The sequence below is a fragment of the Pseudomonas sp. ADAK13 genome (assembly GCF_012935715.1).
Taxonomy (GTDB): domain Bacteria; phylum Pseudomonadota; class Gammaproteobacteria; order Pseudomonadales; family Pseudomonadaceae; genus Aquipseudomonas.
This window is the reverse complement of sequence record NZ_CP052860.1, coordinates 3,177,038-3,200,081: the sequence shown is the minus strand read 5'-3', so window position 1 is coordinate 3,200,081 and position 23,044 is coordinate 3,177,038. Positions and strand designations below refer to the sequence as shown.

The following is a 23,044-nucleotide window of genomic DNA, read 5'->3' as shown; positions in this document are numbered from 1 at the left end:
GTCAGGCCTTTCACACACGCATAAGCCGCTTGCCTTACACTGCGCGCCTATGACCAACATCCCCCACACCCAAATCGCCGAACCTGCCGTCACCTGCTCCACCTGCGCCGCATGCTGCTGCCAGTTGGAAGTCATGCTGATCACCGACACCGGCGTGCCTGATCGCTTTATCGATACCGACGATTGGGGCGGCGAAGTCATGCTGCGCCTGGATGACGGCTGGTGCGCGGCGCTGGATCGCGACACGATGATGTGCACGATTTATGAGAAGCGGCCGCTGATCTGCCGGGAATTCGAGATGGGCGCGCCGGAGTGCATTGATGAGCGCCAGGGGATTGCGACGGTGTATCGCTGATTTTGAAACCGATACAGATCAACTGTGGGAGCTGGCTCGCCTGCGATAGCGTCAACTCGGTGTAACTGATGCACCGAGGTGCCTGCATCGCTGGCTAGCCAGCTCCTACAGGGGTTTTGCGGTGTTCTTGAGAATTACAACGGCATCGTGTAGTGCAGCGAATAGCTCTCGACACCATCGTTATTGCTGCTGATCCCGGCATTGGAGTAATGGGTGGCCCGAATGCCCACTTCGCTCCCACCGACAAAGCGCAAGCCAAAGCCCAGTCGGTCTTCAAACTGGAAAGCCTGGCCGATGTTGTTGTCTTCAACCCGCGTGCGGGAGAACACCGCCACGCCAACCCCAGCCTCGATGTACGGCTTCACCTTCTCCCCGGCAAACTCATACACAAACACCGGCGAGAACGACAAGCTGCTGACACTGGCGCGCTTGTCACCGTCCCAGTAGGTGTAGGCGCCGCTCCAGTAACCGGTCACGCGGCCCGTATCGGTCTGCCACCAGCTTTTATCCCAATCCGAGGTCAGCCCCAACCGATAGGTCATGGTCGAATCGCTGGTACTCCCCACTCCAAATTCCAGGCCCGCGGCCTGCGCAGAAAAAGAGTGCCCCAACATTGCGGCCGCAATCGCAGCCAAACAGAACAAGCGCTTCATATAGAAACATCCTTTCCGAACGAAGTTGTATGATTTTGTACAGGCTAACTCGCTATAGAAGCTGTCGCACACGCGGAAGTTCAGCGAAAAACGAGCTATTTCACGTTTTTTTCACATGCCAAAATTACGCACAACGCCGGGGGATTTCCATAGGGTCGGTAGGATATTTCTGAAGTGCTCTGGATCGCCGCTGGTCCAGAACTGCGCAGGCTCGGGATTGCCGGAGGCCAGCAGCTCGCGCTCGCCCAAAAGGCGCTGCAATTGACGCGCTACCGCAGCGCCGGTGTCGATCAGAATGATCGTCGGCGGGAGCATCTCGGCGAGCAATGGCTTGAGGAAGGGATAGTGGGTGCAGCCAAGGATGATGGTGTCGCAACCGGCCGCAATCAGCGGTTCGACATAGCCCTGCAACAGCAGGCGCAACGCCGGGCTGTTCAAGTCGCCGGTTTCGATCAGCTCCACCAGGCCTGGGCACGGCTGGGTGATCACACGCACATCGGTGGCGAAACGGTCGAGCAAGGCGGCGAACTTGGCGCTTTGCAGGGTGCCGGTGGTCGCCAGCACGCCGACCACGCCACTGCGGGTCGCGGCGGCGGCGGGTTTAACCGCAGGCTCCATGCCCACCAATGGCCAGTCGGGATAGTCCTGGCGCAAATCGGCGACGGCGGCGACGGTCGCCGTGTTGCAGGCAATCACAAAGGCCTTGGCGCCCTTCTCACGAAAAAACTCCGCCACCCGTCGCGAACGATCAAGGATAAATGCCGGGGTTTTCTCGCCGTAGGGGATATTCCCGCCATCCGCCACGTACAGCAGCGACTCATGGGGCAGCAGCCGCTGGATTTCGTCCAGCACCGACAGGCCGCCGACACCGGAGTCGAACACACCAATGGGCGCGTCCTTAACCATGTTGGCTACCGCAGACGCTGCAACCGGGATCGCGCTTGACCCGCAACTCGCGAAAACGCGTGGTCAGGGCGTCGATCAACAACAGCCGCCCCACCAGTGGCTCGCCGAAACCGGCCAGCAATTTCAAGGCTTCCAGGGCTTGCAGGCTTCCCACCAACCCCACCAGCGGGCCGATGACGCCGGCTTCGCTGCAGGTCAGTTCGGCCTCGCTGCCGTGCCCGTATAAACAGTGGTAGCACGGGCTTTCGGCGCGGCGCGGGTCGAACACCGACAACTGGCCTTCCAGGCGAATCGCGGCGCCGCTGACCAGCGGTTTGCCGGCGGCGACACACGCAGCATTGACCGCTTCGCGGGTGGAGAAGTTATCGCTGCAATCCAGTACGACGTCGACCGCCGTCACGGCGGCCGCGAGAGAATCCTCATCCAGCGCGCTGCGATGGGCAACCAACTGTATTTCAGGATTGATCGCGCTCAGGCGGCGAATCGCCGAGTCGACCTTGCTCAGGCCGACACTGTCGGTGTCATGGATGATCTGGCGTTGCAGGTTGGTCAGGTCGACGCTGTCGAAGTCCGCCAAATGCAGCTCACCCACGCCCGCCGCTGCCAGGTACAGCGCCACCGGGGAACCGAGGCCACCGAGCCCGACGATCAGCGCGCGGCTGTTTTTCAGGCGCAACTGGCCTTCAATGTCGACATGCTGCAACAGAATCTGCCGGCTATAGCGCAACAGCTCCTGATCATTCATCACGGCCGGCGTCCCAGAGTGATGCGTCCGTGGCCACCCAGGTCGATGCGGCTATGGACGTCTTCGAAACCTTCGCCCAGCAGCAGGTCGCGCACGGCGGGCGCCTGGTCGTAACCGTGTTCCAGCAGCAACCAGCCCGCGGCGTCGAGGTGCGCAGGCGCCTGGGCGATGATCAACCGCAGGTCGTCCAGGCCATCGTGCCCGGCCACCAGCGCACTGGCGGGTTCAAAGCGCACATCACCGGCCACCAGATGGGGGTCGGTGTCGGCTATATAAGGCGGGTTGCTGATGATCAGGTTGTAGGTGCGGCCTTCGAGGGCGCTGAACCAGTGGCTGTTCAGCACGGTGGCGTTGTTCAGGTGCAGGCGCTGACGGTTGCGCTCGGCCAGCGCGACGGCTTCCAGCACGCGGTCGACGGCGGTGACTTGCCAAGCCGGGCGTTCGCTGGCCAGGGCCAGGGCAATCGCGCCGCTGCCGGTACCCAGGTCGAGGACCTTGGCCGGGGTGGCCGGCAGCAATTCCAGGGCGGCTTCCACCAGCATCTCGGTTTCCGGACGCGGGATCAGCGTGTGCGGAGCCACTTCCAGGTCGAGCTTCCAGAAGCCTTGCTGGCCGAGGATGTAGGCCACGGGCTCGCCGGTGCGGCGGCGTTGCAGGTAGTCGGCAAAGGTCAGTGCGTCTTCGCTGCTGACGATTTTTTCCGGCCAGGTGTGCAGGTAGCTGCGGGACTTGCCCAGGGCCGCGGCCAGCAACAATTCCACATCCAGGCGCGCAGTGGGCGAGTCCGGCAGGTCGGCGGCGCGTAACAGGCTGGCAATAATGGTCATTTATTCACCTATCGCCGCCAACTGGTCGGCCTGGTACTCGGCCAACAACGGCTCGATCACCGCATCAACGCCACCGGCAAGGATTTCATCCAGGGAGTACAGCGTCAGGTTGACGCGGTGGTCGGTGACCCGGCCCTGGGCAAAGTTGTAGGTACGGATACGCTCGGAACGGTCGCCCGAGCCCACCAGCAATTTACGCTCGCTGGCAATTGCGTTGGCGGCGGCGCTGGTCTGTTGGTCGTTGAGCTTGGCCGACAGCCAGGACATGGCCCGCGCACGGTTCTTGTGCTGGGAACGTTCTTCCTGGCACTCCACCACGATGCCCGAAGGCAAGTGGGTGATGCGAATCGCCGAGTCGGTCTTGTTGACGTGCTGGCCACCGGCGCCCGATGAACGGTAGGTGTCGACCCGCAGGTCTGCCGGGTTGATCTCGATGGCTTCCTGTTCGTCCGGCTCGGGCAACACGGCCACGGTGCACGCGGAGGTGTGGATACGGCCCTGGGATTCGGTGGCCGGCACCCGCTGCACGCGGTGTACGCCAGACTCGAACTTCAGCTTGCCGTAGACATTCTCGCCTTCGACCCGGGCGATGACTTCTTTATAGCCGCCGTGTTCGCCTTCGTTCTCGGACAGGATCTCGACCCGCCAGCCACGACGTTCGGCATAGCGCGAGTACATGCGGAACAGGTCGCCGGAGAAAATCGCCGCCTCGTCACCGCCAGTGCCGGCGCGGATTTCAAGGAACACGTTGCGCCCGTCGTTGGGGTCCTTGGGCAGCAGCATGCGTTGCAGGTCGCCTTCCAGTTCGATCAGCTTGTCCTTGGCTTCACGCACTTCTTCAACGGCCATTTCGCGCATGTCCGGGTCACTGTCCTTGAGCAGCGCCTGGGCGCCTTCGAGGTCAGCCTGAACCTTGAGCAACTGTGTATAGGTGGCCACAATCGGTTCAACTTCCGCGTACTCCTTGGAATAGGTGCGGAACTTGGTCTGATCGGAGATGACCTCGCCGTCGCCGAGCAAGGCGGTCAGTTCTTCGAAACGGTCCTGAAGGACGTCCAGTTTATTGAGCAGTGACGCTTTCATTGCGGTTTTTTATCCGAAGAGCTTTCTGTCGCGCCCTCACCGAGGGCAAAGAGTTCCTGGGCCATGGCCAGCGCATCGAGGCGGCCTTCGGCGGTAAGCTTTTTCAACTGAACACTGGGGGCATGCAGCAATTTGTTGGTCAGGCCGCGCGCCAGTTGCATCAGCACGTCTTCGGCGCTGCTGCCGTTGGCGAGCATACGCTGGGCCTTGATCAATTCCTCGTCCCGCAAGCGTTCGCCCTGCTGACGATAGGCCTTGAGCACGTCCACCGCCGCCAGTTCACGCAGGCGCACCATGAAATCGTCGGCACCGGTGCTGACCATTTCCTCGGCGGCCTGGGCTGCACCCTGGCGACTCTTGAGGTTTTCGGCGACCACTTCGTGCAGGTCGTCGACGCTGTAGAGGTAAACGTCGTCCAACTCGCCGACTTCAGGCTCGATATCCCGGGGAACGGCGATGTCCACCATGAAGATCGGCTTGTGCTTGCGCAGTTTAAGGGCGCTTTCCACCGCGCCTTTACCCAGGATCGGCAACTGGCTGGCGGTGGAACTGATGACGATGTCGCTGCGCACCAGTTCTGCCGGGATGTCGGAGAGCAACACCGCGTGGGCCCCGAACTGCTCGGCAAGGATGCTCGCACGCTCCAGGGTACGGTTGGCGACGACGATGCGCTTCACCCCCAGCTCGTGCAGATGGCGGGCGACCAGGGTGATGGTCTCGCCGGCGCCGATCAGCAGGGCCTGGCTGCGTTGCAAGTCACTGAAAATCTGTTTGGCCAGACTGACGGCGGCAAACGCCACGGACACCGGGTTTTCACCGATGGCGGTGTCGGTGCGCACCTGTTTGGCCGAATTGAAGGTGGCCTGGAACAGGCGCCCCAGCAACGGGCCGATGGTGCCGGCCTCGCGAGCCACGGCGTAGGCCGACTTCATCTGGCCGAGGATCTGCGGTTCGCCCAACACCAGCGAGTCGAGCCCGGAAGCGACGCGCATCATGTGACGAACTGCCGCATCCTCTTCGTGCACATATGAGCTTTGGCGCAGCTCATCGAGGCTCAAATGGTGGTAATCGGCCAGCCAGCGCAGCACCACATCCGCTGAAAGATGTTCCTGCTCTATATAGAGCTCGCTGCGATTGCAGGTCGAAAGGATCGCAGCTTCGCGACTGTCGGTAAGCCGGCAGAGCTGCTGCAAGGCCTCAACCAACTGCTCTGGAGTAAAAGCCACGCGCTCGCGGACGTCTACAGAAGCAGTCTTGTGGTTAATACCGAGTGCAAGGAAGGCCATTCAATATCGCTGATGATGTCGGGAAGCCGACAATTGTCCTACTTCGAATGATTCAGAACAACCACCGTAGGCTATTGTCCTAGTAGCTTACGCCTATAAAGGCCATCTGTAGGAGCGAGCTTGCTCGCGATGGTCGTTAACGATAACGCTGGCTTACGGGATAAAACGCGTTGTCCTCTGGTTCTTCGCGAGCAAGCTCGCTCCTACACGGTTATGTTTGGCCGAAGGCTTGTGTCATGATGATCCGACCGCAGGTTAGTCGTCCTCTTCCTATATGAATAGATCTTCCGCGTTGCTCCTTGCTTTTGTCTTCCTCAGCGGCTGCCAGGCCTTGGCACCCGTGTCGCCGGACGGTACGCCGCCGGTAGAAGACAGCACCCCCGCCCCTGAAAAGCCCAAGGTTTATTCCTCGTTCAGTGAAGAGACGGTCTTCAGTCTGCTGAGCGCGGAGCTGGCCGGCCAGCGCAATCGTTTCGACATTGCCCTGGACAACTACGTGACCCAGGCCATCAATACTCAGGATCCGGGGATTTCGGAGCGGGCGTTTCGCATCGCCGAGTACCTGGGCGCCGATCAGGCGGCCCTGGACACCTCGCTGATCTGGGCGAAAAACGCCCCGGACGATCTCGAAGCGCAACGGGCAGCGGCCATTCAACTGGCTCGCGCCGGGCGCTATGACGACTCCATGGTGTATATGGAGAAAGTCCTGCAGGGCAAGGGCGACACGCATTTCGACTTCCTCGCGCTGTCGGCCGCGGACACCGATCAGGACACCCGCAACGGCCTGATGAAGAGTTTCGACCGCCTGCTGCAAAAACACCCGAACAACAGCCAGCTGATTTTCGGCAAGGCGCTGTTGCTGCAACAGGATGATGAGCCCGAGGCAGCCTTGAAGCTGCTGGAGCAACACCCGCCGGAAGACGGCGAGATAGCGCCGATCCTGCTGCGTGCGCGCCTGCTGCAAAACCTCAACCGCGGCAAGGAAGCGGTTCCGCTGCTGGAAAAAAGCATCAAGAAGTACCCGGGCGACAAGCGTCTGCTGCTGACCTATGCGCGCACGCTGGTCGAACAGGACCGCATGGAAGACGCCAAGGTGCAGTTCGCCAACCTCGTCCAGCAATACCCGGACGACGACGAATTGCGTTACTCCCTGGCGCTGGTGTGCCTGGAAGCCAAGGCGTGGGATGAAGCCAAGGGTTACCTGGAAGACCTGATCGCCCGCGAAAGCCACGTTGATTCGGCGCACCTGAACCTGGGCCGTATCGCTGAAGAGCGCAACGATCCGCAAGCCGCGCTGCTGGAGTACGCCCAGGTTGGTCCCGGCAACGACTACCTGCCGGCGCAGCTGCGCCAGGCCGATATCCTGATGAACAACGGCCGCACCGACGAGGCCGAAAAACGCCTGGCCGCCGCACGGGATGCCGAACCGGACTACGCGATCCAGCTGTACCTGATCCAGGCCGAGACCTTGTCGGCCAACAAGCAGGGTGATCGCGCCTGGAAAATCCTGCAGCAAGCCTTGCTGCAATACCCGGACGACTTGAACCTGCTGTACACCCGCGCCATGCAGGCTGAAAAACGCAATGACCTGGCGCAGATGGAAAAAGACCTGCGCCTGATCATCAAGCGCGACCCGGACAACGCCATGGCACTGAACGCCCTGGGTTACACCTTGTCCGACCGTACAACGCGTTACGCCGAAGCCAAGGAGCTGATTGAAAAGGCTCACCAGCTCAACCCGGAAGACCCGGCCGTACTCGACAGCCTCGGCTGGGTGAACTACCGCCTGGGCAACCTGGATGAAGCCGAACGCTTGCTGCGCCAGGCGCTGGAACGCTTTCCCGATCAGGAAGTGGCCGCGCACCTGGGCGAAGTGCTCTGGGCCAATGGCAAGCAACGCGAAGCACGACAAATCTGGGAGAAGTTCCTCAAGGAACAACCCGAAAGCCCAATCCTGCGCAGCACCATCAAGCGCCTGACCGGATCCGAGACCCTTTAATTTTATGTTTTTGCGCCACGTCATCGTTTTCAGCTTTATCGCCCTGCTCGCCGGCTGTTCGGGCCTTGGCACCCGTGAATCTGTCGAAGGCCCGGGCAACCCGGCGCAATGGCAGCAACACAAGGATCAACTGAGCAGCCTCGATGGCTGGCAGATTGAAGGCAAGGTCGGCATTCGCGCCCCGAAGGATTCGGGCAGCGGCACCTTGTTCTGGCTGCAACGCCAGGACTATTACGATATTCGCCTGTCTGGCCCGCTGGGCCGCGGTGCGGCACGCCTGACCGGCCGACCGGGGCAAGTCAGCCTGGAAGTGGCCAATCAGGGCCGCTATGAAGCCCCGACGCCGGAAGCCCTGCTGGAAGAACAGATGGGTTGGAAACTGCCCGTCTCGCACCTGGTGTGGTGGGTACGTGGCCTGCCCGCACCGGACAGCAAGAGCCGCCTGAGCCTCAACGGCGACAGCCGCCTGGCCTCGCTGGAACAGGATGGCTGGCAGGTCGAGTACCTGAGTTATGTGCAACAGAACGGTTACTGGCTGCCCGAGCGCATCAAGCTGCATGGCACCGACCTTGACGTCACGCTGGTGATCAAGGACTGGCAACCTCGCAAACTGGGGCAGTGACATGACCGTGCAACGCTTGACCCTGCCCTCCCCGGCCAAACTCAATCTGATGCTGCACATTCTCGGTCGCCGTGAGGACGGCTATCACGAGTTGCAGACGATTTTTCAGTTTCTCGACTACGGCGATGAGCTGACCTTCGCCGTTCGCGATGACGGCGTGATCCGACTGCACACCGAATTCGAAGGCGTGCCTCACGACAGCAACCTGATTGTGAAGGCCGCGAAAAAACTTCAGGAACAATCCGGTTGCCCGCTGGGCATCGACATCTGGATCGAAAAAATCCTGCCCATGGGCGGCGGCATCGGCGGCGGCAGCTCGAATGCCGCGACGACGTTGCTCGGCCTGAATCACTTGTGGCAGCTGGGCTGGGACCACGATCGCCTGGCCGCGCTGGGCCTGACGCTCGGCGCCGACGTCCCGGTTTTCGTGCGTGGGCACGCCGCTTTTGCCGAGGGCGTGGGGGAGAAACTCACCCCTGTAGACCCCGAAGAGCCGTGGTATGTCGTGCTTGTTCCGCAAGTATCTGTAAGTACAGCAGAAATTTTTTCAGATCCACTGTTGACACGTAACTCTCCTCCCATTAAAGTGCGCCCCGTTCCCAAGGGAAACAGTCGAAATGACTGCTTACCGGTTGTAGCAAGGCGTTATCCAGATGTACGTAACGCTTTGAATTTGTTAGGTAATTTTACCGAAGCAAAATTAACCGGAACTGGAAGTTGTGTGTTTGGGGGCTTCCCAAGCAAAGCTGAAGCTGATAAAGTCTCGGCCCTTCTTACAGAGACCCTTACAGGGTTTGTAGCAAAGGGAAGCAACGTTTCGATGTTGCATCGCAAGCTGCAAAGTCTGCTCTAAAGGAACCGAGTACTGGGTACTCGTTGCAACAGATACAGGGGCGTCGCCAAGCGGTAAGGCAGCAGGTTTTGATCCTGCCATGCGTTGGTTCGAATCCAGCCGCCCCTGCCATTTTCTATACTCATCCAGGTTACCCTCAGCCTCTAGGTACTGCGCGTGTCCAAGATGATGGTCTTTACGGGGAATGCTAACCCCGATCTGGCTCGGCGTGTTGTACGTCAGCTGCATATCCCTCTCGGTGACATCTCTGTCGGTAAGTTCTCCGACGGCGAAATTACAGCCGAGATCAATGAAAACGTCCGCGGTAAAGACGTCTTCATTATTCAGCCGACTTGCGCTCCGACCAACGATAACCTGATGGAACTCGTCGTGATGGCTGATGCCTTCCGCCGCTCCTCAGCGACTCGAATCACAGCTGTAATCCCTTACTTTGGTTATGCCCGTCAGGATCGCCGTCCGCGTTCCGCACGTGTGGCTATCAGCGCGAAAGTCGTTGCTGACATGCTGACCGTGGTAGGCATCGACCGTGTTCTCACGGTTGACCTGCACGCTGACCAAATCCAGGGGTTCTTCGATATTCCGGTAGATAACATCTACGGCTCCCCCGTCCTGGTGGATGACATCGAAGACCAGCGCTTTGAAAACCTGATGATCGTGTCCCCGGACATTGGTGGCGTCGTGCGTGCACGGGCTGTTGCCAAATCCCTGGGCGTAGATCTCGGGATCATCGACAAACGCCGTGAGAAAGCCAATCACTCTGAAGTGATGCATATCATCGGTGATGTCGAAGGGCGTACCTGTATTCTGGTTGATGACATGGTCGACACCGCCGGCACCCTGTGCCACGCGGCGAAAGCCCTGAAAGAGCACGGTGCAGCAAAAGTCTTCGCCTACTGCACACACCCTGTGCTGTCGGGCCGAGCGATCGAGAACATCGAGAACTCAATGCTGGACGAACTGGTGGTGACCAACACCATCCCGTTGTCCGCTGCAGCTCAAGCCTGTTCGCGTATCCGTCAACTGGATATCGCACCGGTAGTTGCCGAAGCGGTTCGCCGCATCAGCAACGAAGAATCGATCAGCGCGATGTTCCGTTAAGGGTCAGACCTTAGCGACATCAACCTGACGAAAAGCGCCCCGCCCCAGCATTCTGTTGGGGCGGGGCTTTTTTGCCCATATCGCCTTTAGCGCTGGTCGCAAACGCTAGGGCGAATGTGGTTATTTTGGAGATACAACATGAACGATTTTACTTTGAATGCTGAACTGCGTTCCGACCTGGGGAAAGGTGCGAGCCGCCGCCTGCGTCGTCTCGCAAGCCTGGTTCCAGCTGTAGTTTACGGTGGCGAAAAAGCCCCTGAATCCATCAGCATGCTGGCTAAAGAAATCGCCAAACTGCTCGAAAACGATGCGGCCTACAGCCACATCATCGAGCTGAACGTTGGTGGCACCAAGCAGAACGTCATCATCAAGGCACTGCAACGTCACCCAGCTAAAGGCCACGTGCTGCACGCTGACTTCGTTCGCGTAGTTGCCGGTCAGAAACTGACCGCTGTCGTGCCTGTGCACTTCGTTGGCGAAGCTGCTCCGATCAAGAAAGGCGGCGAAATTTCGCACGTTGTAGCCGAGATCGAAGTGACCTGCCTGCCGAAAGACCTGCCTGAGTTCATCGAAGTCGACCTGTCGGCTGCTGAAATCGGCGACATCATCCACCTGTCCGACCTCAAAGCCCCTAAAGGCGTTGAGTTTGTTGCACTGGCTCACGGTGATGACAAAGCTGTTGCAAACGTACACGCTCCACGCGTTGCACCAGAAGCTGAAGAAGGCGCTGCAGAGTAATTCACTCTGTAATGCCGGAGCTTGAGGAAACATCGCGGACCGGAACGTAGCGAGAAAGCGGGCGAGAATGCGAAGTTGGCCTCTAACGGTTAATCAGCGTTTGTCGTCCACTTTCGCCGCACCAACGGCGATGTTATCCACAACTCCAAAGGAAGGGCCCCTGTCGTGACTGCCATTAAACTGATCGTTGGCCTGGGAAATCCAGGCGCCGAATACGAACAGACCCGGCATAACGCGGGGGCCCTTTTTGTTGAGCGTATCGCCCACGCCCAAGGCGTCAATCTTGTGGCCGATCGCAAATATTTCGGCCTGACCGGGCGCTTTTCGCACCAGGGTCAGGATGTTCGTCTGTTGATTCCCACCACCTACATGAACCGCAGCGGCCAGGCTGTCGCGGCGCTTGCGGGCTTCTTCCGGATCAAACCCGAAGAAATCCTGGTGGCCCATGACGAACTTGACCTGCCACCCGGCGTTGCCAAGCTCAAGCAAGGCGGCGGCCATGGCGGGCATAATGGCCTGCGCGACATCATCGCGCAGTTGGGCAATCAGAATACGTTCTACCGCTTGCGGCTTGGCATTGGCCACCCGGGCGTTGCCAGTATGGTTTCAAATTTCGTCCTGGGTCGTGCGCCACGCGCCGAACAGGAAAAACTCGATGCCAGCATCGATTTTGCCCTCGGCGTGCTGCCGGATATCTTCGCCGGTGAATGGAACCGTGCGATGAAAAACCTGCACAGCCAGAAGGCCTGACTCTTTACCCGAGGGGAAACACCATGGGATTCAATTGCGGCATCGTCGGCCTACCTAACGTCGGCAAGTCCACCCTGTTCAACGCCCTGACCAAGTCCGGCATTGCGGCGGAGAACTTCCCCTTCTGCACCATCGAACCGAACACCGGTATCGTGCCGATGCCCGATACACGCCTGGACGCCCTGGCGGCCATCGTGAATCCAAAGCGCATCCTGCCGACCACCATGGAGTTCGTCGACATCGCAGGCCTGGTAGCCGGCGCGTCGAAAGGTGAAGGCCTGGGCAACAAGTTCCTCGCCAACATCCGTGAGACCGATGCCATCGCTCACGTGGTCCGCTGCTTCGAAGACGAGAACGTGATTCACGTCTCCAACAGCGTCGACCCGAAACGCGACATCGAGATCATCGACCTGGAACTGATCTTCGCCGACCTCGACAGCTGCGAGAAGCAACTGCAAAAGGTCACGCGTAACGCCAAGGGCGGCGACAAGGACGCAGTGGTCCAGAAAGCCTTGCTGGAGCAGTTGATTGCTCACTTCACCCTGGGCAAGCCGGCACGCAGCCTGATGAAGAACATGAGCACCGACGAAAAGGCGGTGATCAAGGGCTTCCACCTGCTGACCACCAAGCCGGTGATGTACATCGCCAACGTGGCTGAAGACGGTTTCGAGAACAACCCGCTGCTCGACGTGGTCATGGCCATTGCCGAAGAAGAAGGCGCGATGGTTGTTCCGGTGTGCAACAAGATCGAAGCGGAAATCGCCGAGCTGGAAGACGGCGAAGAGAAAGACATGTTCCTTGAGGCCCTGGGCCTGGAAGAGCCTGGCCTGAACCGCGTGATCCGTGCCGGCTACGAAATGCTGCACCTGCAGACCTACTTCACCGCCGGTGTTGAAGAAGTACGCGCCTGGACCGTCAAGGTCGGTGCCACTGCCCCGCAAGCGGCTGGCGTGATCCACACCGACTTCGAAAAAGGCTTTATCCGCGCCGAAGTCATCGCCTACAACGACTTCATCCAGTTCAAGGGTGAAGCCGGTGCCAAGGAAGCCGGTAAATGGCGCCTGGAAGGCAAGGAATACATCGTCAAGGATGGCGACGTGATGCACTTCCGTTTCAACGTCTAAGCGTCATCTGCGGCCCATGCCGCAAAACAAAAAGCCGATGCAGTGCATCGGCTTTTTTGTGGGCGCTCACTTCCCCTCCACCGATAAAAACTTCGGTGTTCAATATTGTTAGGGCCAGTCCCATCTCTAAAATTAGTAGCGACAACTTCAGAATTCGATTCAGTAGATATGAAAAATCACCAGCCCGGTACGCAGTCCAGCACGCCACCTACGTGCGCATGCCGCTGAGGAAGCGCCTCCCGGCGATAGGGCGTCGTTGTAAGCTAGTAGAGCCCTACCCTGCCCTTATTGCTAACGACGGCGTCTGGGCGGAATCGGACTACTTACCTCGATGTTAGATAGCCGGATCTTCTGCTGCTCTAGACCATCACCGCTTTCCTAAACTCCCTGTGACTGTTAGCTCAGCAATTCCCTGACGAATAAACACAAGGTTCTCATCCAGTGTTTCGAGCGCACCGCGCACGTTGTTGGCAATTTCTGCCGACCCACGTTGTTCGACCCACTTGGAAAGCTCCTCTACAGCAGCGCCTAGGGCGAGTTGGTTCTGATTAATGCGATCAAACAAGCTAGCAATCAGTTTGGTATCCGTCATGGCGGCTCTCCGTGTTTTGAGGAAGCGTAGCACCGACGCCTCAATCACTCGGAATCACCCTCATGAAAAGCATGTCTACCGGCGGCTGAAACCTGCTGACGTAGTAGAGCAACAAGCACTTGCCGATGGAAACGCCCAAGACACCGCCGACGCCATGGACATCCCCACTGGCACCGTGCGCTCACGGTTGTCCCGGGCGCGCGAACAACTGAAGCGGGCCACCTACAACCCACTGCAGCCGTAAATCAGGGCACCGACGTAACGCCGATACCCTTTGCAGGAGCAACTGATTTACCCGTTTGATGCAAGCGTTGGGCAGCAAGGATATCTGCCCGACTCGATTGGCTAGAAGTCAGGCCTTTTTGGTACGCGGCAACAGAATCGCCAACACCCCGAACAGCGGCAGGAACGAGCACAGCGTGTACACGTACTCGATGCCGTGGATGTCTGCCAGGTGCCCCAGCAGCGCCGCACCAATCCCGCCAAAACCGAACATCAAGCCGAAGAACACCCCGGCGATCATCCCCACATTGCCCGGCACCAGCTCCTGCGCGTACACCACAATCGCCGAGAACGCCGAGGCCAGGATAAAGCCGATCACCACACTCAGGATGCTCGTCCAGAACAGGTCCACATGGGGCAAGATCAGGGTGAACGGTGCAACGCCGAGAATCGAGAACCAGATCACCGCCTTACGGCCGATCTTGTCGCCAATCGGCCCGCCAAAGAACGTCCCGGCCGCCACCGCGCCCAGGAACAGGAACAGATGCAGCTGGGAACTGGCCACCGACAGGTCGAACTTCTCGATCAAGTAGAAGGTGAAGTAACTGGTGAAACTGGCCATGTAGAAGTACTTGGAAAACACCAGCAGGCCCAGCACCACCAGCGCACTCAGCACCCGCCCCTTAGACAGGCCATGAGTGGCCGCCTGGCCTTGCTTGAGCTTGAACAGGTTCAAGTGATTGGCGTACCAACGGCTGATCGCATACAGCACAAACAACGCAAACACCGCGAACAGGCCGAACCAGGCCACATTGCCCTGGCCGAACGGAATGATGATCGCCGCCGCCAGCAACGGACCAAAGGCCGAGCCGGCGTTACCGCCCACCTGGAAGGTCGACTGCGCCAGACCATAACGACCGCCCGACGCCAGGCGCGCCACGCGGGAGGCTTCCGGGTGGAAGGTCGACGACCCGATACCAATCAACCCCGCCGCCAGCAGGATCAACGGGAAGCTGCCCACCTGGGACATCATCAAGATGCCCACCAGTGTGCAGATCATCCCGCAGGGCAACAGGTACGGCTTGGGATGGCGGTCGGTGTAATAACCCACCCATGGCTGCAACAGGGATGCGGTGAGCTGGAACGTGAGGGTGATCAGGCCGACCTGGGTGAACGTCAGGCCGTAATTGGCCTTGAGCATCGGGTAGATCGAGGGCAGTACCGACTGGATCAAGTCATTGATCAAATGCGCCAGCGCCACCGCGCCGATCACACGCATCACCAACGGGCTGGTTTGCCCGGCAGCAGGCGTCGTAGCCACGGAGGGCTGGGAATTGCTCAGAGCCATGGGAGGTTTTCCGTACAGCAGATGGATGCACAGGTGCAGGTGCGACAATGTGCCACTTTTGGGGGCAGGAAGGCTATCCCGTTAGCAGGCTAACGACTAGATGAATCGATGCAGCGGTCATGGTTTGTAAAGGGCCAGCAAGATGAATCCCTTTAATTTGCGGGACGTTTCCTAGAGAATCTTTCGGCCTTGTGCCTGGGGGAGTCGGTGGCTAGTCTTCGGTCCGTCGCTGGTTTTCAGTGATCGGGTTTAGTCGCCCGGACTTATATCAGGCGCATGCTCTCATGAGGTTTCATGGTGGCTGTGCGCAGGGCACCTTCGGGTGCGCCGGGTTTTCCTGATTAGCCGGTCGACTAACCTGCGTACAGCCGCCACCCTTCGTTTAGTCGCGAACGGTACGGCTCCCAGTTAATCAGGAGCTATGCCATGTTTAAAATTGTCCCCGATCCACCCCGTGACCAAGCCAAAGACCGCGCCGCCTTCAACCGAGCGCTCGACCACTACTTGCCGACCGACCCGCCGCAACCGTCGACGAACTTCTACGCCATCAGCGACGACATCAGCTTCGAAGACTCCCTGCTCTACACCGCCGACCTGCTGCACAGCGCCTCGGCCACCGCGCTCGACTGCGGCGAACAGCTGCAAAGCCCCGAGCGTGCGAAAGTCCTCGCCGTGTGGCACCTGCTGGAAATCGCCAAGGCCATGGTCGACCGCTCGATAGAGTGCCTGCACCCGCGCAAAACCTGACGACTAACACCGAACAAATGTAGGAGCCGGCTTGCCGGCGATAACATCACCTCGGTATCAGGGATACACCGAGGTGCCTGTATCGCCGGCAAGCCAGCTCCTACAGAAGATTTTTGTGAGGCCGGGACCCACGCAAACCCCAACCGCTCGTCACCAAACCCGGTGTTTCCCGTTAAACAGTTGATAGCGTAGATAAATTTTCAAAAAAAGCGCTTGACGCATTCCCGTTCTCCGCGAATAATGCGCGCCACTTGGCTACATAGCTCAGTTGGTTAGAGCATAGCATTCATAATGCTGGGGTCCGGGGTTCAAGTCCCTGTGTAGCCACCAAGTACTAAAAACGGCTTACCGAAAGGTAGGCCGTTTTTTTATGCCTGAAGAAAAGTACACTGCCCCACCACATGGAGGTGACGCATGACATTCCCCGCCACCGGCATCCACACCGACCGGCTTTTACTGCTCCCCGCCCACCCTTCCCACGCACGCGCCGTGCAAGCGTACCTGCTGCAAAACCGCGATTTCCTCCAGCCTTGGGAGCCATCGCGTGATGACGCCTTTTTCGAACTGGCCGCCATCACCGAACGCCTCGAAACCCTGGCCGACAAAACCGCCAGCGGTGAAGCGTTGCACCTGCTGATATTCAGCCACGGCAACATCATCGGCGCCTGTAACTTCAGCAATGTCGTACGCGGTGCGTTCCAGGCCTGTCACCTGGGTTACGCGCTGAGCGAGTCCGCCCAAGGCGAGGGCCTGATGCATGAAGCGCTGACGGCGGCGATTGCTCACGTGTTCGACGCAATGCAGTTGCACCGCATCATGGCCAACTACCGGCCAGAGAATGAGCGCAGCGCGCGCCTGCTGGCGCGGCTGGGGTTTGAACGCGAGGGTGAAGCGCGGGCGTATCTCAAGATCAACGGGGTTTGGGCGGACCATGTACTGACCGCCCTGATCAACCCCAACGATATTTAAACCACTCAGTCGCTGTGGGCGGCATCGCTTGGTGCACCCGGACAAGGATTCACCAACTCCGAATACTCAAACTCCGTGAAGTACGGAATCTTTGTCCCCGGGATCATCCCTCCGCCGTACTTCTTCTTGCCGCTCGGCCTGACTGCTTTCGCGCCGGCACCGATCAACAACGGCTGACCATCCGCCAGCAAATAATCCACCATCTCTCGGTGCATCGCGCCGTTCCATTGCTTGTCGGCATTCAGCGGCAGCAACACGAAGTTGGAGTCCGCCGTGAACATGTTCAGCGCTTCCGCCGCTTCCCGGGAGGTGGCGGTATGGCCGCACAGCACTTCGGCGGTTTTCAGGGTGTAGGCCGGCACGTACCGGCTGCTTTGGTACTTGCTCAGGATCAGCCCTTTGCGGGTCAGCACCGCTATGCCTTGCTCGGCATGGCAGATCGCCTCGTCGCCATACTTCAGTTTGCAGAAGTTGGTGTAGGAGATGTCGATGATGTCACTGCCGGAAACGCCCAGGTCCTGCTGTATCTGCGCGCGGGCTTCAGGGGTTTGGTAGGGGATGCTGCAGCCGCTCAACAGCAGTGCGGCAACGACGAAAACCAGCGGTAAAGTACGCATGAAAACTCCAAAAAAAGATGAGGCGTGGCAATCCATTAAATCTCTACCGGTAAAACCAGGTCCTTTTGCCCTTCCACTGTCACGTCATAAATCTTCTCGCTGCACACCGAGAAGCCCTGCAAATCAAACTCCACCAGATAGGTTTTGTTAGCCTTCGGCAGGAAGCTGCGGGATAACGGTCCGCACTTTTCCAGGGTATAGGACGTGCCGCGATCGTTGCGCCAGTTCGCAACGCCCTCTACCACGGTCACCTGATCCGCCGGCACCAGCGTCTCCCGGAACGGCCGGACCTGATAGAGCCCGTGGGCCAGCCCCTTGTACAACCCGCGGGCAAACGCCGGCATTTGTTGCTCTTGGGCATCATTGTAAACATTCCCCACGCTGCTCAGGTTTCCCGCCGGGCCAACGCTGAAATGCACCTGTGATTCAGTGCTGAGCATTCTGAAAATGACTTTCGCATGGTGGTCGTCTGCCGTCAGTACGACCGGCTTGGGTTTGGCCGGGGGCGGGCCTTTATGAGAAGAACAACCCGCTCCAAAAACAGCCACCAGACACAACGCAAGGACCCAAGCAAAGGAGCGACCCATAGATAAATTCAGACTCTGTTAAATGCCATGAAGGTTAAGTGCTGGATAGCTTAATGCCATCACCCCGCAAAGTATCGCTTCCCGCCCATGTGCCTCGCAATATTCCCCCGCCGCCGAAATTCCACTACTGCCGAACAACCTGAAAAAAGGAGCTACACATGGGTTTTCTCGCCGGTTCCCTGGGCCCTGAAGGTACGCGGGTTAACGCGGTGTCTGCCGGGCCGATTCGCACCCTCGCCGCTTCCGGCATCAAGAATTTCCGCAAGATGCTGGCGGCCAACGAGGCGCAAACGCCGTTGCGGCGTAACGTCGCCATTGAGGAGGTCGGCAACGCGGGCGCCTTCCTGTGCTCGGACCTGGCGTCGGGCATCAGTGGGGAAATCATGTACGTGGACGGCGGTTTTAATACCACCGCCATGGGCAATCTCGACGAGTGATCTTCAGACCGCAACGGTGCCCCGCTGACTGGGGCGCTGTTGCATCAACCCCCTTGCCGCACAAAACACTGCTCCACCACCGACTTGCCCCACTGCTGCCCTTCCTGCTCCGACACCAGCACAAAGCCCGCGTTTTCATACAGCTTGCGCGCCACGTCCAGGCCCTTGAATGTCCACAACCGCACCGCCGGGAACCGGTGTTCATCACAGAAATCCAGCGCTGCTTTCAGCAGCCGTTTACCCAACCCCTGACCATGGGCCGACGGGTCCAAAATAAAGCAGCGCAGGATCGCCTCGCCGTTTTCGCCCTCGCCATCAATGGCAATCGAGCCGACGATCTGCGCGCCATCCAGCACCGTCCACACTTCGTTGCGCGGGTTGGCCAGGCGCCCCATCAGCTCGGCCATGTCCGCCGCCACCAGGCTTTCGAATGGCTGGCCAAAATTGGCGTGTTTGGCGTAGTACTCGGCATGCATCTGCGCGATGCGCCCGATCACGCCCGGCCGGTAGCCACGGGCAATGCGGTAGTGCCGGGGTTGCCGGGCGCCGGTGCGCTGGGTTTGCAGGGCGCCGGCGTATTGATCCAGCCCCCGGCTGACGGCCTGTTGCTGCTCGCTGGACAGGTCGGCAATCGCATCGCCCACCTGGCGCCGGGCAAACGCTTCGATCTCGCCCAGCGTCTTTTGGCCTCGCGCGGTGAGCCGCAGTTTTTTCGAGCGGGCATCGTCCTCGTTGGCAAACTCTTCCAGTTCGCCCGCCTCGATCAGCTTGCGCACCATACGGCTCACGGACGACTTTTCCAGCCCCAGCAAGGTGACCAGTTCCGCCGCCGTCAGCGCGCCGCGCTCGCCAATTTCAACAATCGTGTGCACCGATGATGGTGGATAACTGCTGGCCGCCAACTTCGGCTGCATAAAGCCCAGCTCTCGCACCATCAGGCGCGAGGCAGAGCGGATCTGATCGATAAGGTCTGGCCTGGAACGGTTCACGGGAAAACCTCTTGCCCGATTGAAGAGGTATATAGTTGTACCGCACAACCAAATACAGATCAATCTCCCCTCTCGCAAACCGCTGAGGTACATTCCCTCCCCACGGACAACAGATCATTCTCAAATGAACGGAGTCATCGCGTGTTTTCGATTTTCCACCGTCAACGCCTTACCGCCCTCTCACTGATTACCACTGCCCTCACCCTCGCCGCCTGCCACAGCGCCACCGCGCCCGAACTGCCGCCCGCCCCGGAACTCGGCTCGGGCTATCGCACCGACATGAGCACCCGCCACGCCGAGCGCCATATGGCGGCGGCCGCCAACCCGCTGGCGGCTGAAGCCGGGCGCGAGATCCTGCGCAAGGGCGGCTCGGCCATCGACGCAGCGATTGCCATGCAAGCCGTGCTGACCCTGGTGGAGCCGCAGTCGTCCGGAATCGGCGGCGGCGCGTTTATCATGCTGTGGGACGGCAAAAAGGTGCAGGCCTATGACGGTCGCGAAACCGCACCGGCGGGCGCTACCGAGCGGTTGTTCCTCAACGCCGACGGCACGCCGATGGCGTTCCCGCAGGCACAGATTGGCGGGCGCTCGGTGGCCACCCCGGGCGTGTTGCGCGCCCTGGAAATGGCCCACAAAAAGACCGGTCACCTGCAGTGGGCAACGCTGTTCGAGCCGGCCATTCGCCTGGCCGAACAGGGCTTCCCGATCTCGGCGCGCCTGCACAGCCTGATCGCCGCCGACCGTTACATGAGCCGCTCGCCGGAAATGACCGCCTACTTCCTGAACGCCGACGGCAGCCCCAAGGCCACCGGCACGCTGCTGAAAAACCCGGCGCTGGCCAACGTCTTCAAGCGCATCGCCAAGGAAGGGCCGGACGCGCTGTACTACGGCCCGATTGCCGAAGAAATCTCCCGCAAGGTGCAGGGCAACAGCAACGCCGGCAGCCTGACCCTGACTGACCTCAAGGGCTACAGCGCGGTTGAGCGGGCGCCGCTGTGCACCGACTACAAGCGCTGGAAAGTCTGCGGCATGCCGCCACCGTCGTCGGGCGGGATCGCCATCGCGCAGATCCTCGGTACGTTGCAGGCCCTGGAAGCCCGCGACCCGCGTATGACGCTGGCGCTATTGAAGCCGGTGAAGAACGACTCTCCCGCAGGCCTGGAGCCGGTACCCGACGCGGTGCACCTGATCGCTGAAGCCGACCGCCTGGCCTATGCCGACCGCGCCCAATACGTGGCCGACTCGGACTACGTGCCGGTGCCGGTTGCCGGGCTGGTGGCGCCGGATTACCTGGCCGGCCGTGCCGCGCTGATTGGTGAGCGCAGCATGGGCGTCGCCAAGCCGGGCAAGCCTGCGGGCATTCAGGTGGCCTACGCGCCGGATCGCTCGCCACTGCGCATTTCCACCTCGCAAGTGGTGGCGGTGGATGACGTGGGTGGCGCGGTGTCGATGACCACTACCGTGGAGTCGGCATTCGGCTCCCATGTGATGGTCCAGGGCTTTTTGCTGAACAACCAGATGACCGACTTCTCGTTCATCCCCGAAGAGAACGGCCAGCCGGTGGCCAACCGGATTGAGCCCGGCAAACGCCCGCGTTCGTCGATGGCACCGACGCTGGTGTTTGATCGCCAGAGCGGCGAGCTGGTGGCCACGGTCGGTTCCCCGGGCGGTTCGCAGATCATCGAATACGTGAGCAAAGCCCTGGTGGCCATGCTCGACTGGAACCTCGACCCGCAAGCCGCCGTCGGCCTGCCCAACTTCGGCAGCCGCAACGGGGCGACCGAACTGGAAGCCGGCTTGTTCAGTGCGCCGTTGAAACAGGCGCTGAAGGACAAGGGCCACGCCCTGAGTGAAATCGACATGACCAGCGGCGCCCAGGCAATCGTTCGGGTGCGTGATGCCCAGGGCAAGGTATCGTTGGTCGGCGGTGCGGACCCACGCCGTGAAGGCGAGGCCCTCGGGGACTGATGTGACTCACTGGAGAGCTGCGCGTGCACAAGGCAAATAACCTCGGCGCCCTGGTTGGCGTCGATCATGGGTTCTGTTCGATTGACGATCCATTGCGGCCTGACGACGTGTTCATCTGCAAGCAGGTGCACAGCGCCACGACCATTGAATGGAGCGCGGAGCTTACGGCCAATACGGTTGAGGCCGATGGGGTTTTCAGCCGGGATGTGCAGCCGATCGCGGTGATCACGGCCGACTGTTTGCCGCTGCTGATGGCTTCGGAGAGCGGAGATTTTGTCGCGGCAATTCATGGCGGCTGGAAGGGGCTGCAAGGCGGGATCATCGCCAATGCCATGCAACGGTTCAGCGCCGAGGGAGTGGCGCTGGACCAATTGCGGGTTGCGATCGGGCCGTCGATCAAGCCGTGTTGCTATGAGGTGAGCGGCGAGTTTGTCGCGCAGTTGCAGGCGAGTCAGGGTCACTTATGGCCGGACGGAAATGCGCCGTGGACGTTCGAGCAGCCGGGGCCGTTGTTGGCACCGGAGATTCAGCCGCCAGAACCCAGGCAGGCCTTGAGTGCGTGGTTTGATTTGAGTCGTTATGCGCTGATCTTGCTGGAGGCCGCCGGCATAAAGCGTGAGCAGGTCGAGGTGAGCGAGGTGTGCACGTATTGCACCTCGCCGGCGTTTGCGAGTTATCGCCGAAGGACGCATGACAGTACGGAGCGCAAGACGTTGTTGTATTCGTGGATTGCTCGCGCAGAGTGATGGGAAGCCCCCTACAGTTCTCGTAGCTACTAGCCTTGGGGAGCCCATAGGCTGTCATCTTTTGCGATACAACGCTTCTTGAATACCACTTCATCCGCTGACATTTTCTGGCCCCGCCATTCCTTGCCAGAGGCTACGTCAAAGACGTAGAATTTTGCGTGTTAACGATCATCGAGTCGCCACTATTCAGCAAGCTATGGCCCGATTACTGGACCGAAGAAGAACGGGGTATTTTTATGGCTTTTCTCGCCAACCACCCCGGCTCAGGAACTATCATTCCAGGCTCTGGTGGTTGCCGAAAAGTACGCTGGAGCCTTGAAGGCCGAGGCAAGAGCAGCTCAGTGCGGATCATCTACACAACACAATTGGCGTGTGGTGCACTGGTTGCCCTGCTGATTTATGGCAAAGGTGCCACCGAGAATATTCCCGCGCATGTCCTCTACAAAATCGCCAAGGAAATGAACCATGCCACTCACTGAGAAACAACTTAAGGAACGTGACGCCAAACGCAACATCGGCGAGGAATTGCTGGCTGCCGTTATTGATGTCAAGGAAGGCCGTCATGGCCAGGTCCATCACGTCGAAATCACCCAAGCCGCCGAGGCCCGAAGTAAAACTGGGCTGTCGCAACCCAAGTTCGCCGAATTGCTGGGAGTCTCTGTACGAACGCTTCAAGAATGGGAGCAAGGCCGCCGCTCTCCGTCCGGCGCAGCACGTTCATTGCTGCATATAGCAGCCATCAGGCCGGACGTTTTTCGAGAAGTCCTCAGTAACGCCTGATGG

The 23,044-nt window shown here is 59.8% G+C and carries 25 protein-coding genes, 2 tRNA genes and 2 pseudogenes; 18 read left to right on the top strand and 11 right to left on the bottom strand.

Going from position 1 to position 23,044, the window contains the following annotated elements; translation table 11 throughout:
• Positions 1-49 precede the first annotated feature (49 nt).
• Positions 50-355: a YkgJ family cysteine cluster protein gene (locus HKK54_RS14735; protein WP_003208416.1), complete on the top strand. Its 306-nt coding sequence runs from the start codon at positions 50-52 to the stop codon at positions 353-355.
• A gap of 134 nt (positions 356-489) precedes the next feature.
• Here the strand turns inward: HKK54_RS14735 and HKK54_RS14730 are convergent, their stop codons facing one another.
• The 6 genes from HKK54_RS14730 to hemA form a co-directional block, all read right to left on the bottom strand.
• Positions 490-1,008, bottom strand: a complete 519-nt coding sequence (locus HKK54_RS14730) for an acyloxyacyl hydrolase (protein WP_169387103.1) — start codon at positions 1,006-1,008, stop codon at positions 490-492.
• A gap of 111 nt (positions 1,009-1,119) precedes the next feature.
• A complete protein-coding gene (gene murI, locus HKK54_RS14725; protein ID WP_169387102.1) occupies positions 1,120-1,914 on the bottom strand; it encodes a glutamate racemase in 795 nt (264 codons plus the stop codon).
• Complete coding sequence (locus HKK54_RS14720; protein ID WP_169387101.1) at positions 1,907-2,662, bottom strand: molybdopterin-synthase adenylyltransferase MoeB; 756 nt, start codon at positions 2,660-2,662, stop codon at positions 1,907-1,909. The genes murI and HKK54_RS14720 overlap by 8 nt, the downstream gene beginning before the upstream one ends.
• Positions 2,659-3,486: a peptide chain release factor N(5)-glutamine methyltransferase gene (gene prmC, locus HKK54_RS14715; RefSeq protein WP_169387100.1), complete on the bottom strand. Its 828-nt coding sequence runs from the start codon at positions 3,484-3,486 to the stop codon at positions 2,659-2,661. Before prmC ends, HKK54_RS14720 begins: the two co-directional genes overlap by 4 nt.
• On the bottom strand, positions 3,487-4,569 hold the full coding sequence (gene prfA / locus HKK54_RS14710) for a peptide chain release factor 1 (RefSeq protein ID WP_169387099.1): 1,083 nt from the start codon (positions 4,567-4,569) through the stop codon (positions 3,487-3,489). It lies immediately after the preceding gene.
• The gene (gene hemA / locus HKK54_RS14705) at positions 4,566-5,855 is read right to left on the bottom strand and encodes a glutamyl-tRNA reductase (RefSeq protein ID WP_008432265.1); all 1,290 of its coding nucleotides are present in this window, start codon (positions 5,853-5,855) and stop codon (positions 4,566-4,568) included. The genes prfA and hemA overlap by 4 nt, the downstream gene beginning before the upstream one ends.
• Positions 5,856-6,129: 274 nt before the next feature.
• Here hemA and HKK54_RS14700 point away from each other — a divergent pair, with 274 nt between their 5' ends.
• From HKK54_RS14700 to ychF, 8 genes are all read left to right on the top strand, one after another.
• Entirely contained in the window at positions 6,130-7,854 is a 1,725-nt protein-coding gene (locus HKK54_RS14700) for a tetratricopeptide repeat protein (RefSeq protein WP_169387098.1), read from the top strand.
• 4 nt (positions 7,855-7,858) lie between these two features.
• Positions 7,859-8,476 (top strand): lipoprotein insertase outer membrane protein LolB, encoded by a 618-nt coding sequence (gene lolB, locus HKK54_RS14695; protein WP_008432261.1) that lies wholly within the window; start codon positions 7,859-7,861, stop codon positions 8,474-8,476.
• A gap of 1 nt (position 8,477) precedes the next feature.
• Positions 8,478-9,329 carry a 4-(cytidine 5'-diphospho)-2-C-methyl-D-erythritol kinase gene (gene ispE / locus HKK54_RS14690; RefSeq protein ID WP_169387097.1) on the top strand — a complete coding sequence of 284 codons (852 nt, stop codon included), beginning with the start codon at positions 8,478-8,480 and terminating at the stop codon, positions 9,327-9,329.
• Between the two features lie 36 nt (positions 9,330-9,365).
• A tRNA-Gln gene (locus HKK54_RS14685) sits at positions 9,366-9,440 on the top strand.
• A gap of 45 nt (positions 9,441-9,485) precedes the next feature.
• Complete coding sequence (locus tag HKK54_RS14680) at positions 9,486-10,427, top strand: ribose-phosphate pyrophosphokinase (protein ID WP_003208392.1); 942 nt, start codon at positions 9,486-9,488, stop codon at positions 10,425-10,427.
• A 138-nt stretch (positions 10,428-10,565) separates the two neighbouring features.
• Complete coding sequence (locus HKK54_RS14675; protein ID WP_010177032.1) at positions 10,566-11,165, top strand: 50S ribosomal protein L25/general stress protein Ctc; 600 nt, start codon at positions 10,566-10,568, stop codon at positions 11,163-11,165.
• Between the two features lie 165 nt (positions 11,166-11,330).
• Positions 11,331-11,915 (top strand): aminoacyl-tRNA hydrolase, encoded by a 585-nt coding sequence (gene pth / locus HKK54_RS14670; protein WP_003208389.1) that lies wholly within the window; start codon positions 11,331-11,333, stop codon positions 11,913-11,915.
• A gap of 23 nt (positions 11,916-11,938) precedes the next feature.
• A complete protein-coding gene (gene ychF, locus HKK54_RS14665; protein ID WP_010177033.1) occupies positions 11,939-13,039 on the top strand; it encodes a redox-regulated ATPase YchF in 1,101 nt (366 codons plus the stop codon).
• Between the two features lie 367 nt (positions 13,040-13,406).
• On the opposite strand, the gene HKK54_RS14660 is transcribed toward ychF, so the two are convergent.
• Positions 13,407-13,631 carry a hypothetical protein gene (locus HKK54_RS14660; protein WP_169387096.1) on the bottom strand — a complete coding sequence of 75 codons (225 nt, stop codon included), beginning with the start codon at positions 13,629-13,631 and terminating at the stop codon, positions 13,407-13,409.
• Between the two features lie 124 nt (positions 13,632-13,755).
• Between HKK54_RS14660 and HKK54_RS33605 the strand changes: the two are divergent.
• Positions 13,756-13,875 (top strand): annotated as a pseudogene (locus HKK54_RS33605) (sigma factor-like helix-turn-helix DNA-binding protein); the annotation flags it as partial.
• Between the two features lie 108 nt (positions 13,876-13,983).
• On the opposite strand, the gene HKK54_RS14650 reads toward HKK54_RS33605, so the two are convergent.
• On the bottom strand, positions 13,984-15,201 hold the full coding sequence (locus tag HKK54_RS14650) for an MFS transporter (RefSeq protein WP_169387095.1): 1,218 nt from the start codon (positions 15,199-15,201) through the stop codon (positions 13,984-13,986).
• Between the two features lie 426 nt (positions 15,202-15,627).
• On the opposite strand from HKK54_RS14650, the gene HKK54_RS14645 reads away from it, so the two are divergent.
• From HKK54_RS14645 to rimJ, 3 genes are all read left to right on the top strand, one after another.
• Complete coding sequence (locus HKK54_RS14645; RefSeq protein ID WP_010177056.1) at positions 15,628-15,948, top strand: DUF6124 family protein; 321 nt, start codon at positions 15,628-15,630, stop codon at positions 15,946-15,948.
• A 253-nt stretch (positions 15,949-16,201) separates the two neighbouring features.
• Positions 16,202-16,278, top strand: a tRNA-Met gene (locus HKK54_RS14640).
• A gap of 84 nt (positions 16,279-16,362) precedes the next feature.
• Positions 16,363-16,917, top strand: a complete 555-nt coding sequence (rimJ, locus tag HKK54_RS14635) for a ribosomal protein S5-alanine N-acetyltransferase (protein WP_169387094.1) — start codon at positions 16,363-16,365, stop codon at positions 16,915-16,917.
• Positions 16,918-16,922: 5 nt separating this feature from the next.
• Here the strand turns inward: rimJ and HKK54_RS14630 are convergent, their stop codons facing one another.
• Both HKK54_RS14630 and HKK54_RS14625 read right to left on the bottom strand, forming a co-directional pair.
• Positions 16,923-17,534 (bottom strand): hypothetical protein, encoded by a 612-nt coding sequence (locus HKK54_RS14630; RefSeq protein WP_169387093.1) that lies wholly within the window; start codon positions 17,532-17,534, stop codon positions 16,923-16,925.
• Between the two features lie 35 nt (positions 17,535-17,569).
• The gene (locus tag HKK54_RS14625; protein WP_169387092.1) at positions 17,570-18,121 is read right to left on the bottom strand and encodes a hypothetical protein; all 552 of its coding nucleotides are present in this window, start codon (positions 18,119-18,121) and stop codon (positions 17,570-17,572) included.
• Between the two features lie 164 nt (positions 18,122-18,285).
• Here HKK54_RS14625 and fabI point away from each other — a divergent pair.
• A pseudogene (gene fabI, locus HKK54_RS14620) lies at positions 18,286-18,558 on the top strand (enoyl-ACP reductase FabI); the annotation flags it as partial.
• Between the two features lie 44 nt (positions 18,559-18,602).
• Here fabI and HKK54_RS14615 read toward each other — a convergent pair.
• Positions 18,603-19,493 (bottom strand): bifunctional helix-turn-helix transcriptional regulator/GNAT family N-acetyltransferase, encoded by an 891-nt coding sequence (locus HKK54_RS14615; protein WP_237151083.1) that lies wholly within the window; start codon positions 19,491-19,493, stop codon positions 18,603-18,605.
• A 195-nt stretch (positions 19,494-19,688) separates the two neighbouring features.
• Between HKK54_RS14615 and ggt the strand changes: the two genes are divergently transcribed.
• The 4 genes from ggt to HKK54_RS14595 all read left to right on the top strand — a co-directional run bounded on the left by ggt (position 19,689) and on the right by HKK54_RS14595 (position 23,041).
• Positions 19,689-21,515 (top strand): gamma-glutamyltransferase, encoded by a 1,827-nt coding sequence (gene ggt / locus HKK54_RS14610; protein ID WP_169387090.1) that lies wholly within the window; start codon positions 19,689-19,691, stop codon positions 21,513-21,515.
• Positions 21,516-21,538: 23 nt separating this feature from the next.
• Complete coding sequence (locus HKK54_RS14605) at positions 21,539-22,261, top strand: polyphenol oxidase family protein (RefSeq protein ID WP_169387089.1); 723 nt, start codon at positions 21,539-21,541, stop codon at positions 22,259-22,261.
• Between the two features lie 158 nt (positions 22,262-22,419).
• Complete coding sequence (locus HKK54_RS14600; RefSeq protein WP_169387088.1) at positions 22,420-22,740, top strand: transcriptional regulator; 321 nt, start codon at positions 22,420-22,422, stop codon at positions 22,738-22,740.
• Positions 22,727-23,041: a helix-turn-helix domain-containing protein gene (locus HKK54_RS14595; protein WP_010177068.1), complete on the top strand. Its 315-nt coding sequence runs from the start codon at positions 22,727-22,729 to the stop codon at positions 23,039-23,041. Before HKK54_RS14600 ends, HKK54_RS14595 begins: the two co-directional genes overlap by 14 nt.
• Positions 23,042-23,044 lie beyond the last annotated feature (3 nt).

Excerpts from the sequence above, each read along its gene's own strand:
- ispE (WP_169387097.1), top strand. The coding sequence starts at position 8,478 with ATGACCGTGCAACGCTTGACCCTGCCCTCCCCGGCCAAACTCAATCTG.
- hemA (WP_008432265.1), bottom strand. The coding sequence starts at position 5,855 with ATGGCCTTCCTTGCACTCGGTATTAACCACAAGACTGCTTCTGTAGAC.
- prfA (WP_169387099.1), bottom strand. The coding sequence starts at position 4,569 with ATGAAAGCGTCACTGCTCAATAAACTGGACGTCCTTCAGGACCGTTTC.
- HKK54_RS14630 (WP_169387093.1), bottom strand. The coding sequence starts at position 17,534 with ATGCGTACTTTACCGCTGGTTTTCGTCGTTGCCGCACTGCTGTTGAGC.
- murI (WP_169387102.1), bottom strand. The coding sequence starts at position 1,914 with ATGGTTAAGGACGCGCCCATTGGTGTGTTCGACTCCGGTGTCGGCGGC.
- HKK54_RS14735 (WP_003208416.1), top strand. The coding sequence starts at position 50 with ATGACCAACATCCCCCACACCCAAATCGCCGAACCTGCCGTCACCTGC.
- prmC (WP_169387100.1), bottom strand. The coding sequence starts at position 3,486 with ATGACCATTATTGCCAGCCTGTTACGCGCCGCCGACCTGCCGGACTCG.
- HKK54_RS14650 (WP_169387095.1), bottom strand. The coding sequence starts at position 15,201 with ATGGCTCTGAGCAATTCCCAGCCCTCCGTGGCTACGACGCCTGCTGCC.
- HKK54_RS14700 (WP_169387098.1), top strand. The coding sequence starts at position 6,130 with ATGAATAGATCTTCCGCGTTGCTCCTTGCTTTTGTCTTCCTCAGCGGC.
- lolB (WP_008432261.1), top strand. The coding sequence starts at position 7,859 with ATGTTTTTGCGCCACGTCATCGTTTTCAGCTTTATCGCCCTGCTCGCC.
- rimJ (WP_169387094.1), top strand. The coding sequence starts at position 16,363 with ATGACATTCCCCGCCACCGGCATCCACACCGACCGGCTTTTACTGCTC.
- ychF (WP_010177033.1), top strand. The coding sequence starts at position 11,939 with ATGGGATTCAATTGCGGCATCGTCGGCCTACCTAACGTCGGCAAGTCC.
- HKK54_RS14595 (WP_010177068.1), top strand. The coding sequence starts at position 22,727 with ATGCCACTCACTGAGAAACAACTTAAGGAACGTGACGCCAAACGCAAC.
- HKK54_RS14625 (WP_169387092.1), bottom strand. The coding sequence starts at position 18,121 with ATGGGTCGCTCCTTTGCTTGGGTCCTTGCGTTGTGTCTGGTGGCTGTT.
- HKK54_RS14675 (WP_010177032.1), top strand. The coding sequence starts at position 10,566 with ATGAACGATTTTACTTTGAATGCTGAACTGCGTTCCGACCTGGGGAAA.
- HKK54_RS14660 (WP_169387096.1), bottom strand. The coding sequence starts at position 13,631 with ATGACGGATACCAAACTGATTGCTAGCTTGTTTGATCGCATTAATCAG.
- HKK54_RS14730 (WP_169387103.1), bottom strand. The coding sequence starts at position 1,008 with ATGAAGCGCTTGTTCTGTTTGGCTGCGATTGCGGCCGCAATGTTGGGG.
- HKK54_RS14615 (WP_237151083.1), bottom strand. The coding sequence starts at position 19,493 with ATGGTGCGAGAGCTGGGCTTTATGCAGCCGAAGTTGGCGGCCAGCAGT.
- HKK54_RS14645 (WP_010177056.1), top strand. The coding sequence starts at position 15,628 with ATGTTTAAAATTGTCCCCGATCCACCCCGTGACCAAGCCAAAGACCGC.